This is a genomic window from Humidisolicoccus flavus, assembly GCF_045689595.1.
Lineage (GTDB): Bacteria > Actinomycetota > Actinomycetes > Actinomycetales > Microbacteriaceae > Humidisolicoccus > Humidisolicoccus flavus.
Window position 1 is genome coordinate 2001573 of the sequence record NZ_CP142724.1, and the last position, 16104, is coordinate 2017676.

Below are 16104 nucleotides of genomic sequence, written 5' to 3' on the forward strand. Positions count from 1 at the left end.
CACTCGCGGTCCGACATTCTCAGTTCGTAATCCAGAGTTCACCCGACACGCTTGCCCGGATTCATAGGAACGAAGTAGGTTCGAAGAAGTGCCCCATCGGAGGGGCGCGTACCCCTATGGAGGAATAGCGTGCTGAAAAACCGCCGCCGCTCTGGCGCGACGATTGCAGCAGTCCTTGGTTTGGGCCTCGTAGTTAGTCCACTGACCGTACTCACCGCGAGCGCTGCGCCGCCCGCCGGGTACGATCCGGAGACGCAGGCCTACGTCAACCTGGTGCACTTCAATGATTTCCACGGTCGAATCGATAACGGGCTGGTGAATGGTGGTCCCGCGACCAACTTCAACACCGTGAAGTTCGCCGGAACGATCGAGCAGCTTCGTGCGGCAGAGGGCGAAGAGCACACGCTCCTCCTCTCCGGTGGCGACAGCATCGGCGCTTCGCTCTACACCTCGAGCTCCGCGAAGGACGAGCCGACGATCGACGTGCTGAATGCACTCGAAGTCAACGCTTCCGCCGTCGGAAACCACGAGTTCGACCGTGGCATCGCCGACCTTATTGAGCGCGTGATCCCGAACGCGAACTTCCCGCACCTTGCTGCGAACGTCACCTACAACGGTGCGCAGGTCGGCCAGGCATACGAAATTTTCACGGTCGACGGCATTGACATCGCAGTCATCGGTGCGGTGACGCAGGAAACCCCGACGCTCGTCAGCCCAGACGGCATCGAAGGCGTCGTGTTCTCGGACCCGGTTGACGCAGTCAACGCGGTCGCAGCACAGCTCACCGCTTCTGGTGAAGCCGACGTGATCGTCGCGGAGTTCCACGAGGGCGCACAGGTTTCGCTCCCGGCAAACGCTCCGCAGGATGTTCAGGCGGCTGCATTGCAGAACGCGACGACGACCAGCCCGGCGTTCGCGAAGATCTTCAACCAGACCTCTGCCGACGTTGACGTGATCTTCAACGGTCACACGCACAACACCTACTCCTACCTCGCACCAGCGCCAGCTGGCAGCGACAACAACGGTCGTCCGATCGTGCAGGGCGCGTCCTACGCGGACTGGATCTCGCAGGTCTCGTTCCTCGTAGACCGTCAGACCAACGCCATCGAGTTCGACGCGAGCCGCCTCGTGCAGCACCCGCGTTCGACCACGCCGCCTGCAGATCTGATCGCGACCTACCCGCGTGTTGCCGCGGTCAACGAGATCGTGAACGCTGCGGAAGCGCAGGCGCAGATCACCGGCAGCGTGCCCGTCGGTGAAATCACCGCAGACATCACGACCGCATTCAACAACGGTGCTCGCGATGACCGCTCGAAGCCTTCGGCAATGGGAACCCTTGTTGCGAACATGTACAAGGACGTGACCGTCGCTGACGGTGCACAGATCGGTATCGTCAACCCGGGCGGACTCCGCAACGAATTGCTCGTTGGTGAAGACGGTGTCGTGACGATCATGGAAGCCGTTTCGGTGCTCCCGTTCGCGAACAACCTGTGGACGCTCGACCTCACCGGTGAGCAGCTTGCACGAGTCATCGAGCAGCAGTGGCAGCGCGACGCGAACGGCAACGTTCCCCAGCGTCCGTACCAGCAGCTCGGATTCTCGGACAACGTCCAGTACACCTTCGAGCGCGGTGAAGACAGCGTTGGCGAGACCGGCACAGTGACGAGCATCTTCATCGACGGCATGCCAATCGCCGCCGACGAGATCGTGCGCGTCGCAGTTCCTTCGTTCCTCGCCTCCGGTGGAGACAACTTCACGACATTCCGTGAAGCAACGAACCGCAAGGACGCTGCGATCGTCGACTCCGACGGATTCATCGACTACATCGGCGCGAACTCGCCGCTGTCGCCGGACTTCTCGGTTCGTCAGCTGGAAATCAGTGAACTGCCGACCGGCACGGTTGCAGTTGGACAGGAGATCGAATTCACGGTCTCGGGTCTCGACATCAACTCGCTCGGTGCACCCGACAACACGGTGCTCGACCTGTACGTCGGACTGAACAACATCCAGTCGTTCCCGGTCGTCAACGGTACTGCTGAGGTTTCCTTCGCAGTTCCAGACATCGGCGCACTGATCTTCGAGCCGCAGGCCGACGAAATGTCGGCAGCACGCGCGTTGACGCCGCCGGCCTCACCGCTCGTAGGATTCACGCTCGTTGCACCGGAGAGCGGCACGGTTTCGCCGATCCTGCTCAACGTCACGAGCGAGGCGCCGTTCGCGCCGATTCCGCTGGACAACGACCAGATCATCCCTGAGGGTGAGAACGTCATCAGTGCGAACCCGACCACGTTCAGTGCAGGCGAGCAGACCACGGTCACGCTGCCTGACGAGTACATCGGTCAGCAGGTTTCGCTCTGGATCCGTTCGGAAACTGCGATCTACGGAACTCCCGAATGGGCCACCGTAGAGGCAGACGGAACCGTGCTGCTCGACATTCCAGCCGAAATCGAAGACGGCGCGTACCGCCTTGTCGCGCAGGACTCGCAGAACGCGCTCATCGGTTGGGTCGCAGTGCAGGTCGTGCCAGAGAGTGAAGTCCCAGGACCGAGCGAACCAGGCGAGACCGAGACTCCGGGAACTCCGGGAACTCCGGACCCATCGGATGACCCGGGAGCCGGTGGCGCACCAGGTGACGGCGGATCAGACGGTGGCGTTGTCGCTCCCGCTCCGACCGACGGAACCGACGGCGCAGCAGGTCTGCCGCAGACCGGTTCGCAGATCGCAATCGGCGCTGGTGTCCTTGCGGCACTGCTGCTGATCTTCGGTGGTGTGCTCATCGCACGCCGTCGCAAGCTCGCGACCGCTGACGACACGGAAGAGTAAATTCGTCGAGTCATTCGACGACTGAGCTGCAGTGCGAGGAGGGGAGTACCTCTTCTCGCACCGCAATGATTGACACCGTCCCCGGGGGCCTTTTGGCTCCGGGGACGTAGTCTTGTTGAATGCCAAACGCCGCATTCACTGTCCGATCCGCCCGCACGAGCGATGTTCGTGGTCTCCAGGAGCTCATCGAACCGTACGTGCGACGACGAATCCTGCTCGGCAAAGAACTCGTCCTGCTTTTCGAAGCGGTGCAGGAGTTCGTGGTGGTCGAGCACGAGGGCAAGCTGCTCGGGTGCGGTGCCCTCCACGTGATGTGGGAGGACCTCGGGGAGATCCGCACGGTTGCCGTCTCGGAAGATGCACTCGGCACCGGGGCCGGACACGCGATCCTCGCTGAACTCGAGGAGCGTGCCAAACGCCTCGGGCTGCAGAAGCTGTTCTGCCTGACCTTCGAGACCGAGTTCTTCGAACGTCACGGCTTCAAAGCAGTGGGCGAAGAGATCGTGAACCCTGACGTGTTCCAGCAATTGCTGCGCTCCACGGACGGCGGAATCCAGGAGTTCTTGGATCTCGCGCACGTGAAGCCGAACACGCTCGGCAACACCCGAATGCTGAAACTGCTCTCGAGCGACTGAGCCTCCGTGGCCCGGGAGGGCTCACCGAAGATGATGTTCGATTGCATGCGGTGGCCGCGCGGGTTACGGCCGCTTACTGGAAGCGCCTCGAGCGTGCAAAATACGCGAACAAGTCCTATTCAGCGCAAGAAATGTGCGCAGGAAGCAGGAATCCAGCGTCTTGCGAATTCCGTAGATTTCTTCCTTATGCAATGATGATTTCAGCGCTCTCTGTGGGGGAGAGTGCTGATTTGGTCACTGCGGCCGAAGTCGTATCTCGGTAGATTTCCTCCCTGATGCGGCTTCGGCGCAGGTTCCGATAGGAGCTCCGCGATGCCTCGAATTTCCAAAGACGTAGTTGTGATCGGAGCTGGCGTGGCCGGTCTGACCGCCGCCACGCGCCTTCGCAGAGAAGGCTTCACCGTCGCAGTGCTCGAAGCACGCGAACGAGTCGGCGGAAGGCTCTGGACCGACATCATCGACGGGGCAATGCTCGAAATCGGTGGCCAATGGGTCTCGCCGGATCAGTCAGCGCTCATTGAAACGCTCGACGAGCTCGGCCTCGAAACTTACGAGCGGTACCGCGAGGGCGAAAGCGTCTACATCGGCCCGAGCGGACCCCTCACGCGCTTCACCGGAGAGATTTTCCCCGTCGCACCAGAGACCGCGGCCGAGATGGAACGCCTCATCGCACTCATCGACGAGCTGGTTGCTGAGGTCGGAGTCTCCGCCCCATGGGCGCACGAGCGCGCGGCCGAACTCGACTCGATCTCCTGGAAGCACTGGCTCGAACAGCAGACCGATGACCAAGAAGCGCGGGACAACATCGCGCTCTTCGCAGCCGATGCAATGCTCACTAAGCCCGCACACTCCGTGAGCGCACTCCAAGCGTTCCTCATGGCCGCCTCCGCTGGGAGCTTCTCCAACCTCGTCGATGCAGACTTCATTCTCGACAAGCGAGTCGTCGGTGGGCTCCAGCAGGTCCCGATCAAGCTCGCCGAGACGCTCGGCGACGACGTGCACCTCAACCAGCCGGTGCGCACGCTCCAATGGAGCGAGCACGGCGTGGTCGCGATCACCGACGAACTCGAAGTCGAAGCGAAGCGCGTTGTCGTCGCCGTGCCCCCGAACCTGTTCAGCCGGATCAACTTCCAGCCGCCGTTGCCGCGTCGCCAGCACCAGATGCACCAGCACCTCTCGCTCGGACTCGTGATCAAGGTGCACGCGGTGTACGACACCCCGTTCTGGCGCGAAGACGGGCTCTCCGGGACCGCGTTCAGCCCGTACCAAATCGTGCACGAGGCATACGACAACACCAACCACGGCGACGAGCGCGGAACGCTCGTCGGTTTCGTCTCTGATCTGAAGGCAGACGGCGTCTTTGAGTTGAGCGCCGAAGATCGCAAGACAAAAATTCTCGAATCGCTCGCGGCCTACTTCGGTCCGAAGGCCTTGAAGCCGGTCGTGTATTACGAGAGCGATTGGGGTTCCGAAGAGTGGACTCGTGGCGCCTACGCGGCGAGCTACGACCTCGGTGGACTCTCGCGTTACGGCGCCGACCAGCGCACGCCGGTCGGACCGATCCACTGGGCCTGCAGCGACTTCGCTGCCGAGGGGTACCAGCACGTCGACGGCGGCATCCGTTCCGGGCGTGACGCTGCCGCCGACATCATCACCGCACTGCACGGAGACTAGGAGACGCAATGCGCATTGCCGTCGGCTTTACCAATACCCCTGCCGGTCGTGATGCGCTTGCGCTCGGGATCCGGCTCGCGGAGAGCATGAGCGCCTCGCTCGATCTCGTGCTCGTCACCACGGCGCAAAAGGTGCCGACGCTGAGTCCTCCGGACAGCGGGTACAACGCGTACGTCAGGAAGCAGGCCGAAGGTTGGCTTGCCGAGGCGGTTGCCGAGGTGCCCGCGGCGATCAGCGTCAAGACGCACGTCGTCGGGGCGACCTCGACTGCGGCCGGGCTCAATCAGGCTGCCAACGATCTGGGCGCGGCGCTCATCGTGCTCGGCACTGCACGTGGCGCTGGCAAAGACCGCTTCTTGATCGGCAGCGATGCGAACGCGCTCCTGCACGCGGCCACCCTGCCTGTCGTCCTCGCGCCGAAGGCCTCCCGCAAGCAAGACACCTACGGCATCACACGCGTCACCGCTGCCGTCGGTGAACGAGCCGGCGCAAAGCCACTGCTGCAGAGCGCGGCGAGTCTTGCCGAGGCGGCAGGAGTTCCGCTGCGACTGATCTCTCTCGTGGCGATCGACATGCCGAGCAAAGCTTCCTTCGAGGAACGGAAGCGAGCACACGAGCACGCAGAGGTCGTGCTCGAGGCGGTCACGAAGCAGCTGTCCTCGAAGAACCCCGTGACCTCCGAGGTCGGTAAGGGGCGCTCAGTCGAGAAGGCGGTCGCGAAGCTCGAATGGGACGACGGAGAGATCGTGCTCGTCGGCTCCTCGCGAATCGCTTCGAAGGGCAAATTGTTCATCGGAAGCACGGCAGCGCGAATGCTGCGCCAGCTTCCGGTTCCCATGATGGTCGTGCCAAAGGCGAGCGCCCTGACGATTGCGAGCAAGGAATGACAACAACGAAGTCAGAGCAGCCGCTCTCCAAGAAGGGACTCTCCGCGGGGTCCGTGGGGCTCATCGGTGCGATCGTCATCGGCATCTCCTGTATCGCCCCGGCATATACCTTCACGGCCGCGATCGGCCCGACGGCCTCCGAAGTCGGGTTGCAGGTTCCGGCGATCATCATCCTCGGGTTCATTCCGATGCTGCTGGTTGCATTCGGCTACCGCGAACTCAACCGCGCCATGCCAGACAGCGGCACCTCGTTCACGTGGGCGACCCGCGCGTTCGGGCCGTACATCGGCTGGATGGCAGGCTGGGGGCTCATCGCCGCAACCATCCTCGTGCTCTCCAATCTTGCGGGCATCGCTGTCGACTTCCTGTACCTCCTGATCGCGCAGATCACCGGGAACAGTGACATCGCGGGGCTCGCCTCGAACCCGTTCATCAACGTGATCACGTGTCTCGCATTCATGTTCGTCGCCACCTGGATCAGCTACCGCGACATGCAGACCACGCAGCGACTGCAGTACGTGCTCGTCGGATTCCAGGTCGTCGTGCTCGTCGTGTTCTCGGTCGCAGCGATCGTGCACTTCTCGAACGGCACCGCCTACGACGCAACGCCCGTAACCCTCGAATGGTTCAACCCGCTCGCAATCGACTCGTTCTCAGCGATCGCCGCGGGGCTTTCACTCTCGATCTTCATCTTCTGGGGCTGGGACGTCACCCTCACCATGAACGAAGAAACCAAGGGCTCCTCGACGACCCCAGGTCGTGCAGCGACGCTCACGGTGCTCATCATCGTTGCGATCTACCTCATGCTCGCGATCTCGCTCATGGCGTTCGCAGGCGTCGGCGAAGGCGAGTACGGGCTCGGGAACTCGGCGATCCAGGACAACGTCTTCTTCCACCTCTCCGCACTCGTGCTCGGACCATTCGCGTGGCTCGTCTCACTCGCGGTGCTCTCGTCCTCCGCGGCATCACTGCAGTCCACCTTCGTTTCTCCTGCGCGCACGCTCCTTGCGATGGGCCATTACGGTGCGCTCCCGGCGAAGTTCGCAAAGGTGCACCCACGCTTCTTCACGCCCGGCTACGCAACGATCGCAGCGAGTATTGCGGCGAGCGCGTTCTACGCGGTCATGCGCTTCGTTAGCGAAAACGTGCTCTGGGACACCATCACCGCACTCGGCATGATGATCTGCTTCTACTACGGCATTACCGCCTTTGCAGCGGTCTGGTACTTCCGGACGCAATGGTTCAAGAGCTTCAGGAACACCATGTTCCAACTCGTGCTGCCGTTGCTCGGTGGCATCATCCTGATCGCCCTGTTCTTCACGACCATCGTCGACAGTATGGACCCGGCCTACGGCTCGGGCTCGAGCATCGGCGGTGTCGGTCTCGTGTTCGTTCTCGGCATCGCGGTGATCGTGATCGGACTGGTCATCATGCTCGTGCAGCGGATCACGCAGCCCGACTTCTTCAAGGGGAAGACCCTGCCGGCCGGCTCCTCTGACGGACGGGAAGACAGCAACATCGAACTCGTCGAGTAGTTCGTCGAGGAGCTCGTCGGGGAGCGGGTCAGCGCGAGCGGCGCGAGTTAGGCTCCACCTTCGATCTTTGAGAGCACTGAGCGCGCAGTTGGCTCGTCGGTGACGATCAATGTTGGTATTCGAGTTCGGGCGAGTCCAATGACACTCAGTGTTTTCTCGATTCCGGCGACCACCGCAATTCGGGTTCGCACCTGCTTCATTTGCTCGAGCGACATCGCGATCAGTTGTTCCGACCACTTGTCGTCGTGAAAGCTGCCTTCCAGAGTGAAAAGGTGGCCGAGTGCGTCGCCCACAAAACCCGCCTCGATCAATTCGGAACGGTCTCGGCCGCGCGCGTTCGCCATGACCGAGAATCCGGTCGGGACGGCGTCGGCCGGCGCGCTCGAGCTAAACACGAATGCGTCAATGTCGTTCCAGCGCGTTGTGGTGGAGAGAATCGTGGGGTCCTCGAGAAGGATGCGTCGAGCTTCAGCACTCTCTGTTGTCGCTGGAGCGAGAAGCAAATGAGACGGCCCGCCAAGACGTGCGGCAGCCAGTCGTACGAGCGCGTTCGTATCAAGATGCGGCTGTACGGGGTCATACCCACCGATCGCGGGCACCGAATGAAGGGCGGTGCGTTGTTGCGCTCGCAGGGAGGTGACGAGTGCTGCAATCGTGTGCCCGGCTGACCATGCCACAGTTCCTGCGTAAGGGAGTTGTTTTGCCACAACGGTCGCGGCTTCCGCCCCGCACAAGCGTGAGGTTCGAACGGGATCGCCGGCGGTTCCGGGTACGACGTGCGCAGCAGTGTCAAGCGCCTCACTCAGTCGCGTGCTCAGGCCGTCCATATCGCTGTCCGCCGGTGTGACGGTGATCGTGACGATCCCTAGGTCGCGAGCTTGGCTGATGAGGCGAGAAATCGTTGCGGTGCTCTGACCAGTGAGCTTGCCAATTTCAAGCATGCTCAGTCCACGTTCGTAGTACATGTCCGCGACGAGTCGGCGCGACGTGTTGTCCTGACTTTTTACCCTGTCGCCCATCGTGTCCTTCCGGTCTTAGGAGCGCGAGAGCTCTTTGAGTGCACTGATGTGCGAAACACTACCCGCTTCAGGAGTACCCCATTCAAGTGCATTGACTTTCGGACTTTCCTATGGTCAGATTACCAGAGATGCAAAACATTGCGTGAAAATTGTTGCACAAACACGATGGAGTGTCGATGAACAACACAGCACGCGTCCTGGTCGCAGGACACGGATCGCTTCCGGCCGCTATGGTCGCGAGCGCTCGAATGATCGGTGGAGAACTCGCCAACCTGCACTCGATCGGACTTGAGCCTGGGCAATCGCCACAGGAACTCGCCGAACGATTTCGTGGGCTTCTTGAGAGCCACAACCCAAATATTGTTCTGACGGATCTCGCCGGTGGGACACCTCACAACGTCGCTCGACTCGTGTTGCGCGACCACCCCGACGTGGCACTGATTTCCTCGGTTTCGCTGCCACTTCTTCTAGAACTGGCGTTTGCTGATGCACCGCTCACAGCCGAGTCGCTCGACGAAGCAATCTCGGCCACTGGAGCAACCCTCGCTGTTCGGTAGCAGACGCCCCGCTCATTACGTCACGTGCAAGGAGGCACCATGACACTCAGTTTGGTTCGAGTCGACGATCGACTCATACATGGCCAGGTGATCGCAGTTTGGTTGCGAGCCCTCAACGCGGAGGTCATCGTCATCGCTGATGATGAAACCGCAAACGACGAATTTCTCAGAGAGATCCTCGAACTCGCGGCACCTCCGGGAGTCGAAGTTGAAGTTCACAGCGTCGAAGACGCGGTGCAACCGATTTCCGAACTCTCGGCATCTGACATCCGCACAATCGTGCTGATGAAGAGCCCAACCGTCGCGCGAGATCTTGTGCTTCGTGGCGCCCCAATCGAGACCCTCAACATTGGCGGGATGGGAGCTGCTGAGGGTCGATCGACGCTCTACAAGAACGTCTCCGCGCGGCCCGAGGAGCTTGAAGCTATGCGGTATCTCGAGCAGCACGGAACCAAGGTCGAGATCCAGATCGTCGCCGACGACTCGCCGACGGCGTTTAGTTCGGTTGACCCTGGGAAGAAGGCAGGGGCGACCCCATGAGCTTTGTCAGCAGAATGGTCAACGGTGAGTCCGCACTGACGCCGGTCGGAAAGACCGCTCTTGTCATGTCGACGGCAATTCTGATCATCGGATTGCCAACGATCGCGCAGGCATACACAGGTCACCCAACGCAAGTAGAGCAACAGGTGACGATTTCGTTCGTCCACGCCCTCCTTATCGGGCTTGGGTATTACCTCTCGCAAAGTCCCTGGTTCTTTGGACTCGGGTTCTTCACTCTGAATCGGCCACTTCTTGCCGGTTTCTGTGTTGGGCTCATTCTCGGAGATCCAGGACAGGGTGCGCTCATTGGAGCAGCGATTAACCTCGTGTACCTCGGGTTTATCAGCGCCGGCGGGTCCATCCCTGGCGATCCGGGTCTCGCCGGATGGGTCGGCACAACCATCGCTCTCGCCGGTGGCCTGAACTACGGCGCTGCTCTTGCGATTGCGGTTCCTATCGGACTCCTTGGAACACTCATTTGGAACGCACGAATGACTGTTGACGCAGCGTTCATTCATATGGCCGATCGCTCGGCGAAAAAAGCAGACATCGGCGGCGTCGTGCGGGCGAACATTCTGTATCCGCAGCTGTTCCTGTTTGCAATCACGGCAGTGCCCGTGACAATCGCGGTTTACCTCGGAACCGACTTCATCGTCATGATCCTTGGCACCTTCCCCATCTGGATACTGTCAGGGCTCGCGATTGCTGGAGGTGTGCTCCCCGCAATTGGAATCGCGATGAATATGCGGTTCATCTTCCGCGGCACCGCGATTCCCTATTTCTTCCTTGGGTACCTCGCGATGGTGATTCTCGGCGATGCAATGTCGATCATGCTTCTTGCCGTCATCGGTGCGGCGCTCGCCGTACTCCATGTGACCTTGCTGGGAGACCGTGGGACGCCGAAGGAAAACGATGAAAAGCCAGAGCCAACGAAATCCAGCTCACTTGCGGAACGGCGTCGTGCAGGCGCTCAGGCAGCCGCAAAAGCGCAAGAAGAGGAGTCGCAGCGATGACCGCTCAAACGACAGCCGATAGGGCTGGCTCGGATAATCCGAGCCCAGACAAACAAATCACGAAGCGTGACCTCGTTGTCTCCTGGTTGATCTGGACCGTATTCTCCCACTCCAACTACAACTACGAACGTCTGCAAGCAACGGGTTTTGCACACTCCATGACGCCGATCATCAAACGTCTGTATGGGGGCGATAAAGAAGCTACGAGCGCAGCGCTGCAACGTCACCTCGTTTTCTATAACACCTCTCCGGATATCGGCGGCGTGATCAACGGTGTTGCGATCGCAATGGAAGAGCAGAAAGCGAGTGGCAAACCCGTCACCGACGACTCGATCAACTCGATGAAAACCGGGCTCATGGGTCCGCTCGCCGGAGTTGGCGACACCATAACCCAGGGCATTGTTATGCCACTCGTGCTTGCTCTTGGAATCAGCATTACGGGCCTCGGGGCGGCACCGAGTGACGATACCGACCTTTCGGCAATGACGGGCAATCCGCTCGGTCCAATCCTCTTCCTCCTATTGATCTCGACGTACATCATCGGCGTTGGCTACTTTATGTACACGCAGGGGTACTACCGAGGCCGATCGATGGTGACCTCAATCTTCAAAAGCGGTCTTATGGACCGTGTCATCGTCGGTGCCGGCGTACTCGGGAACATGGTGCTCGGGGGCCTTTCAGCGAGCTTCATCTCTCTGAACGTCGGGGCGAGCGTCGTCGTTGGCGAACAATCGGTGAGAATCCAGCAGGATGTGCTTGACCATGTCATGCCGGGCCTGCTTCCGCTCGCGCTTGTGTTGTTCACCTGGTGGCTTCTGCAACGAGGCTGGCATCCGATCAAGCTTCTGCTGATCTATGTGGCCGTGTGTATTCTCGGCGCAATTCCATTCCTCGGGCCTGCTCCGCAGTTTGTTTCCGATGCCTGCGGCTCTTCGATCTTGCAGCCGTACTCGGCCTGCGCTGATCCGATTCCAGTCGAAGAGGGCGAGTAACCTATGCCCCAGTCGGATCAGCGAGAGCGTCGCGCAATAGGACCGCTCCTTGCTTTGCTTGCAGCAGTCGCATACGCGACCGTCAACGCACTGCTGCGCTCGGTCGCCGCAGATGTTGACCCGTTCGTAGGCTCGCTGATCCGACAACTTCCGCTACTCGTGGTTGGGCTTGTGATCGTTCTCGTCCTTCGACCGAAAACGTTGAGACCGGGAACGCCGAGCTTCATTGGCCTTCGAGGAGTTGTTCTTCTCATGCTCGGCGGAACCCTTTCCTTCCTTATAGGGAATGTTCTGCTCTTTCAAGGGCTCGACCTAGTCGGGCTTGCCATCGCAACGGCGGCCAGCCAGGGCGGAATGGCGGCCGGGGGCGCGTTGGTTTCGTGGATCTTCTTGAAAGAGCGCACGACCAGGGTGCAGCTTCTTGCAATTCTGGTCGTCATTGCAGGATTAATCGTGATGTCGGCGCCCGCGTTCTCCACCGAAACTCAGGGGAGCGGGGCACTGCTCGGAATCGTATTCAGCGCACTGGCGGGCACCTGTTACACCGTCGCGAACGTTGCAAGTCGAAGCGTGCAGCGCAGGCCGAAGACGTTCATCACGGCGCTCTTCCTGACCAACCTCGGCGGCGTGATCGCGCTCGTCACCGCCGTGGCAGTTCGATTTGGCGGAGACATCGAACGCGCCACCGTCGATCTCTATGGAACGACGCTTGCGATTCTCTTCGCGGCAGGCTGTGTCAATGCCATTGCGATTGCGAGCGTGACACTCGCTGTGCGATTCGCAACCATCACCGTCGTCTCGACGACAGTAAGTCTCGTAATCGTCTTCGGATTGATGATCGCGTGGCTCGTTTTCGACGAACCAATGGCCGCGAACACACTCGTCGGTGCGGCCATCATCCTTCTCGGTGTGCTGCTTGCGCAGTTGCGATCGAGATCGAACAAGACCCCTGAATCCGCGTTGGTTGCTGATGCACACCGCAGTGCACGACGCAGTGACGCCGATCCAACAACTCAGACCAAGGAGAAATCATCATGACGCTCAACGCCCAAGCTTCGACGCAGACGACTTTCGTCGCAGGCGCGATCACCGGAGTCGGGGAGGTAGAACTCCTCGACATCACTCACGCTGAGCCGGATCCAGGTGAAGCGCTTGTCCGCATTGAAGCCACAGCAATTTGCACGTGGGAGCAGCGCACATATAGCGGTGCTCAAGAGAACAGACTGCCCTTCATCGGCGGGCACGAGATTGTGGGGACCATCGTCGAATTCGGTCCCGGTTATAAGGGAACGCTCAACCCAGGCGATCGCGTCGCACTCGGCTCTGCAGCATGCGGCAGTTGCCACTGGTGCCACCTCGGAAAGGACCAACTCTGCGCCGAACATTACTCTGGCGCCGTCGAATATGCGCAGGGTTGGGGCCCGGGCGGCTTCGCGGAATACAAGATCCACCCGGCCGACGGCCTCTATCCGATCGGTGATGTGCCTGCAGTGCAAGCTTCCTTGACCGAACCGCTCTCATGCGCATTGCACGCCGCACGGCTCTCGGGGGTCGAGATCGGTGATGACGTCGTGATCCTTGGCGCGGGAGTAATGGGCCTTATGAATCTCATCGCAATGAAGAAGCACGGAGCACGCGTCATCGTGAGCGAGGTCGACGCCGGAAGGCTCGAAAAGGCGAAGGCGCTCGGCGCAGACCTTGTGATCGACGCATCGAAAGTCGATCCGGTCGCCGCTGTCCTTGAAGCAACCGAGGGCCGCGGAGCGAGTATCGCTGTCGCCGCTATCGGCCACCGAATTGCGAACGAACAAGGACTCGCGATGCTCGCGAACCGGGGAACTTTTGTCGCGTTTGCTGCGGCGCATCCAGAGACGCCGATCGAGGTTTCGCCCAACCACCTCCACAAGAGCGAGCGCAGAATCATTGGAGTGGTATCGAGCGAGAAGCGCGATTTCCATGATGCGGCTCGACTCGTCAGGCTCGGGCTCGTCGACCTCTCGCCACTCGTGCAAAATACGTACCCGCTCGCTGAACTGAAATCCGCTCTCGACGAGGCGATCCAACCTGGCACCTATCGAATTGTGATCGAAGCGTAGGGGCCTTCGCGGCGCGCGGCCGCCAAACTTGCGGGCCCCGAATCAGGGCCGCCATCCCAAACACCAAGGAGAAAAGCAATGAAACGAAAGATGCACCGCCTGTTCCGAGAAGACGGGCGAATCATGATCGTCGCAATGGACCACACGAACTTCCTCGACGCACCAGTTCCCGGTCTTGTCGATTATGAGGGAACTGTCCGGGCGACCGTTCGTGCTGGCGCAGACGCATTCCTCTCGCCAATCGGGTCAACCGAACGCTACCCGGACGCATTCGGGGGATCAGCGATTATCACGAGCGTTGACACTGCCCACCCATTTGGTGCGGAGGCGATCGGGCGTGCGCTCGCGGCCGGCTCCGACGCAGTCAAAGCTATGGTCTATCCATTCGGTGACGACGACAGCGTCAATCGCTCCGCAGCACTCGCTGCACAGGCCGCAGCAGTAGGGCTGCCCTACCTCGCCGAGCCGATCCCCGGCGGATTCTCCCGGGCGGATATGAGAACACCAGAGATTATTGCTGCGGGCGCAAGGGTTGCTGCAGAGTCGGGAGCCGACTTTGTGAAAACCTTCTACACCGGTGATCCGCAGACCATGAAGATCGTGGTTGATTATGCTTCGGTTCCCGTGATTATTCTCGGAGGACACCAGAAGGAAACACTCGGCGAGCTGTTCCAAGAAATCCACGACGCCATCAATATTGCGGGAGTCGCTGGCGTTGCGATTGGGACAAATATTTGGACATCGAAGAACCCTGGAGGAGTGGTCGCCGGTCTCACGGCGATCCTGCACGAGGGCGCGACGGCGGAGCAAGCAATCTCGGCAGCTGAAGGTTGGACGCCGTGAAAACCGCGCCTCTCACCTCGAGGAGTGACCAATGGTCGCTCCTCGAGGGCGCCCTCCCGATGTTGATCAATGGTGTGCTCGTCACCGACACAGAGACGGCAGATATTGTCTCTCCGCGCGACCGCTCGGTCGTCGGTCGATTCGCGGTCGCTTCTCCTGAACACATTGATGATGCAGTGTCGACCGCGCGAGCCGCCTGGCCCGCGTGGGCGGCGCTGCCGGGAAAGGAACGGGCCAAATTCCTGCTGAGAATTGCCGAAGTGATGGAGTCGCACGCAAGCGAGTTCGAGTTCCTCGACGCAGTTGACATCGGGAAGCCAGTAACCAATGTCCGTTATAGCGATATTCCGGTTTCACTCGACGCCCTCGCCTACTTTGCTGGGCGAGCAAGCGACATCCGAGCGTCGAGCGTCCAAGTCGGCGATCCATTCGTGAGTCACCGCGGGATCGTCGAACCGTACGGTGTCGTCCTCGAAGTGTTGCCGTGGAATGGGCCGCTCTGGACCGGTGTGCAGCGAGTCGCTGCGATCCTTGCCGCGGGGAACGTAGCTGTGGTGAAGCCTGCTGAGATTGCGTCCGCGTCGTTCCTCCATTTTTCGAGGTTGGTTGCCGACATTTTGCCCCCTGGGGTTCTGACCGTCGTTCCAGGCGGCGGCTCAACTGTAGGAGCCGCATTGACGACGCATCCCGGGGTGGACATGGTGTCCCTGACCGGAGGGGTCGAGACGGGTGTCCGTGTAATCCGAGATACCGCGCCGCAGCTCAAACGCCTTTCGCTGGAGCTCGGCGGAAAGAATCCGAACATCGTTCTCGACGACGCCGATCTCGACCAAGCAGTGATGTGGAGCACGATGGGCGCGTTCTCGAACTCCGGCCAAGTCTGCGTGTGTGGATCCCGAGTGTTTGTGCAGCGAGGTGTTCACCAGGAGTTCGCAGCTCGATTTGCGCAGGCGGCACAAAATCGAGTCGTAGGTGATCCGCTTGAAGAAACAACCGAGATGGGCCCCGTCGTGGGCGGAGCACACGCTGAGAAGGTGTGGAGCTACATTGACACCGCGATCGAACGTGGCGATGGCCAGCTCATCGCCGGCGGCGACCGATATTCAGATGAGCGCGCTGGGGGATGGTTTATACCGCCGACCGTGCTCGACAACGTCTCGCCGCAATGCACGATCGCCCGCGAAGAAGTATTCGGTCCGCTTGTAACGCTCACGCCCGTCGCTGATCTGGACGAAGCTCTGCAACTGGCGAACGATTCAGACTATGGGCTTGCGTCAGGAATCTTCACGAGCAGTGTCGAAAGTGCGGAGCGAGCGGCCCGATCGCTCCAAGCAGGCCAGGTGTACGTCAACCAATGGTTTGCACCGGGCGGATTGCAAGCGCCATCGCAAGGCTATAAGCACAGTGGTCTCGGCGGGGTCGGTATAGAGAAGTATCAGCAGGTGAAGAACGTATTCACCCGCGTCCCCGGTAACAATTGGGAATAACAA

The 16104-nt window shown here is 60.6% G+C and carries 14 protein-coding genes; 13 read left to right on the plus strand and 1 reads right to left on the minus strand.

Annotated elements, in window-relative coordinates; all coding sequences use genetic code 11:
- The first annotated feature begins 129 nt into the window (after positions 1-129).
- The 5 genes from U2H20_RS09565 to U2H20_RS09585 all read left to right on the plus strand — a co-directional run bounded on the left by U2H20_RS09565 (position 130) and on the right by U2H20_RS09585 (position 7554).
- Positions 130-2823, plus strand: coding sequence for a 5'-nucleotidase C-terminal domain-containing protein (locus tag U2H20_RS09565; RefSeq protein ID WP_430592055.1), 2694 nt, complete (start codon positions 130-132; stop codon positions 2821-2823).
- 119 nt (positions 2824-2942) lie between these two features.
- A complete protein-coding gene (locus U2H20_RS09570; protein WP_430592056.1) occupies positions 2943-3458 on the plus strand; it encodes an amino-acid N-acetyltransferase in 516 nt (171 codons plus the stop codon).
- 312 nt (positions 3459-3770) lie between these two features.
- The gene (locus tag U2H20_RS09575; protein WP_430592057.1) at positions 3771-5132 is read left to right on the plus strand and encodes a flavin monoamine oxidase family protein; all 1362 of its coding nucleotides are present in this window, start codon (positions 3771-3773) and stop codon (positions 5130-5132) included.
- A gap of 8 nt (positions 5133-5140) precedes the next feature.
- Positions 5141-6019: a universal stress protein gene (locus U2H20_RS09580; RefSeq protein ID WP_430592058.1), complete on the plus strand. Its 879-nt coding sequence runs from the start codon at positions 5141-5143 to the stop codon at positions 6017-6019.
- Positions 6016-7554, plus strand: a complete 1539-nt coding sequence (locus U2H20_RS09585) for an APC family permease (protein ID WP_430592059.1) — start codon at positions 6016-6018, stop codon at positions 7552-7554. Before U2H20_RS09580 ends, U2H20_RS09585 begins: the two co-directional genes overlap by 4 nt.
- A gap of 47 nt (positions 7555-7601) precedes the next feature.
- Here the strand turns inward: U2H20_RS09585 and U2H20_RS09590 are convergent, their stop codons facing one another.
- Positions 7602-8495, minus strand: coding sequence for a sugar-binding transcriptional regulator (locus U2H20_RS09590; protein ID WP_430592060.1), 894 nt, complete (start codon positions 8493-8495; stop codon positions 7602-7604).
- A gap of 254 nt (positions 8496-8749) precedes the next feature.
- Between U2H20_RS09590 and U2H20_RS09595 the strand changes: the two genes are divergently transcribed.
- The 8 genes from U2H20_RS09595 (at position 8750) to U2H20_RS09630 (ending at position 16101) form a co-directional block, all read left to right on the plus strand.
- On the plus strand, positions 8750-9130 hold the full coding sequence (locus U2H20_RS09595; RefSeq protein WP_430592061.1) for a PTS sugar transporter subunit IIA: 381 nt from the start codon (positions 8750-8752) through the stop codon (positions 9128-9130).
- Between the two features lie 39 nt (positions 9131-9169).
- A complete protein-coding gene (locus U2H20_RS09600) occupies positions 9170-9670 on the plus strand; it encodes a PTS system mannose/fructose/N-acetylgalactosamine-transporter subunit IIB (RefSeq protein ID WP_430592062.1) in 501 nt (166 codons plus the stop codon).
- On the plus strand, positions 9667-10683 hold the full coding sequence (locus U2H20_RS09605; protein WP_430592063.1) for a PTS mannose/fructose/sorbose/N-acetylgalactosamine transporter subunit IIC: 1017 nt from the start codon (positions 9667-9669) through the stop codon (positions 10681-10683). Before U2H20_RS09600 ends, U2H20_RS09605 begins: the two co-directional genes overlap by 4 nt.
- Positions 10680-11675, plus strand: a complete 996-nt coding sequence (locus U2H20_RS09610) for a PTS system mannose/fructose/sorbose family transporter subunit IID (protein ID WP_430592064.1) — start codon at positions 10680-10682, stop codon at positions 11673-11675. Before U2H20_RS09605 ends, U2H20_RS09610 begins: the two co-directional genes overlap by 4 nt.
- Positions 11676-11678: 3 nt before the next feature.
- Complete coding sequence (locus U2H20_RS09615) at positions 11679-12713, plus strand: DMT family transporter (RefSeq protein WP_430592065.1); 1035 nt, start codon at positions 11679-11681, stop codon at positions 12711-12713.
- The gene (locus U2H20_RS09620; protein WP_430592066.1) at positions 12710-13771 is read left to right on the plus strand and encodes a zinc-dependent alcohol dehydrogenase; all 1062 of its coding nucleotides are present in this window, start codon (positions 12710-12712) and stop codon (positions 13769-13771) included. Before U2H20_RS09615 ends, U2H20_RS09620 begins: the two co-directional genes overlap by 4 nt.
- Positions 13772-13849: 78 nt before the next feature.
- Complete coding sequence (locus U2H20_RS09625; protein WP_430592067.1) at positions 13850-14614, plus strand: class I fructose-bisphosphate aldolase; 765 nt, start codon at positions 13850-13852, stop codon at positions 14612-14614.
- A complete protein-coding gene (locus tag U2H20_RS09630) occupies positions 14611-16101 on the plus strand; it encodes an aldehyde dehydrogenase family protein (protein ID WP_430592068.1) in 1491 nt (496 codons plus the stop codon). The genes U2H20_RS09625 and U2H20_RS09630 overlap by 4 nt, the downstream gene beginning before the upstream one ends.
- The last annotated feature ends 3 nt before the right edge of the window (positions 16102-16104 follow it).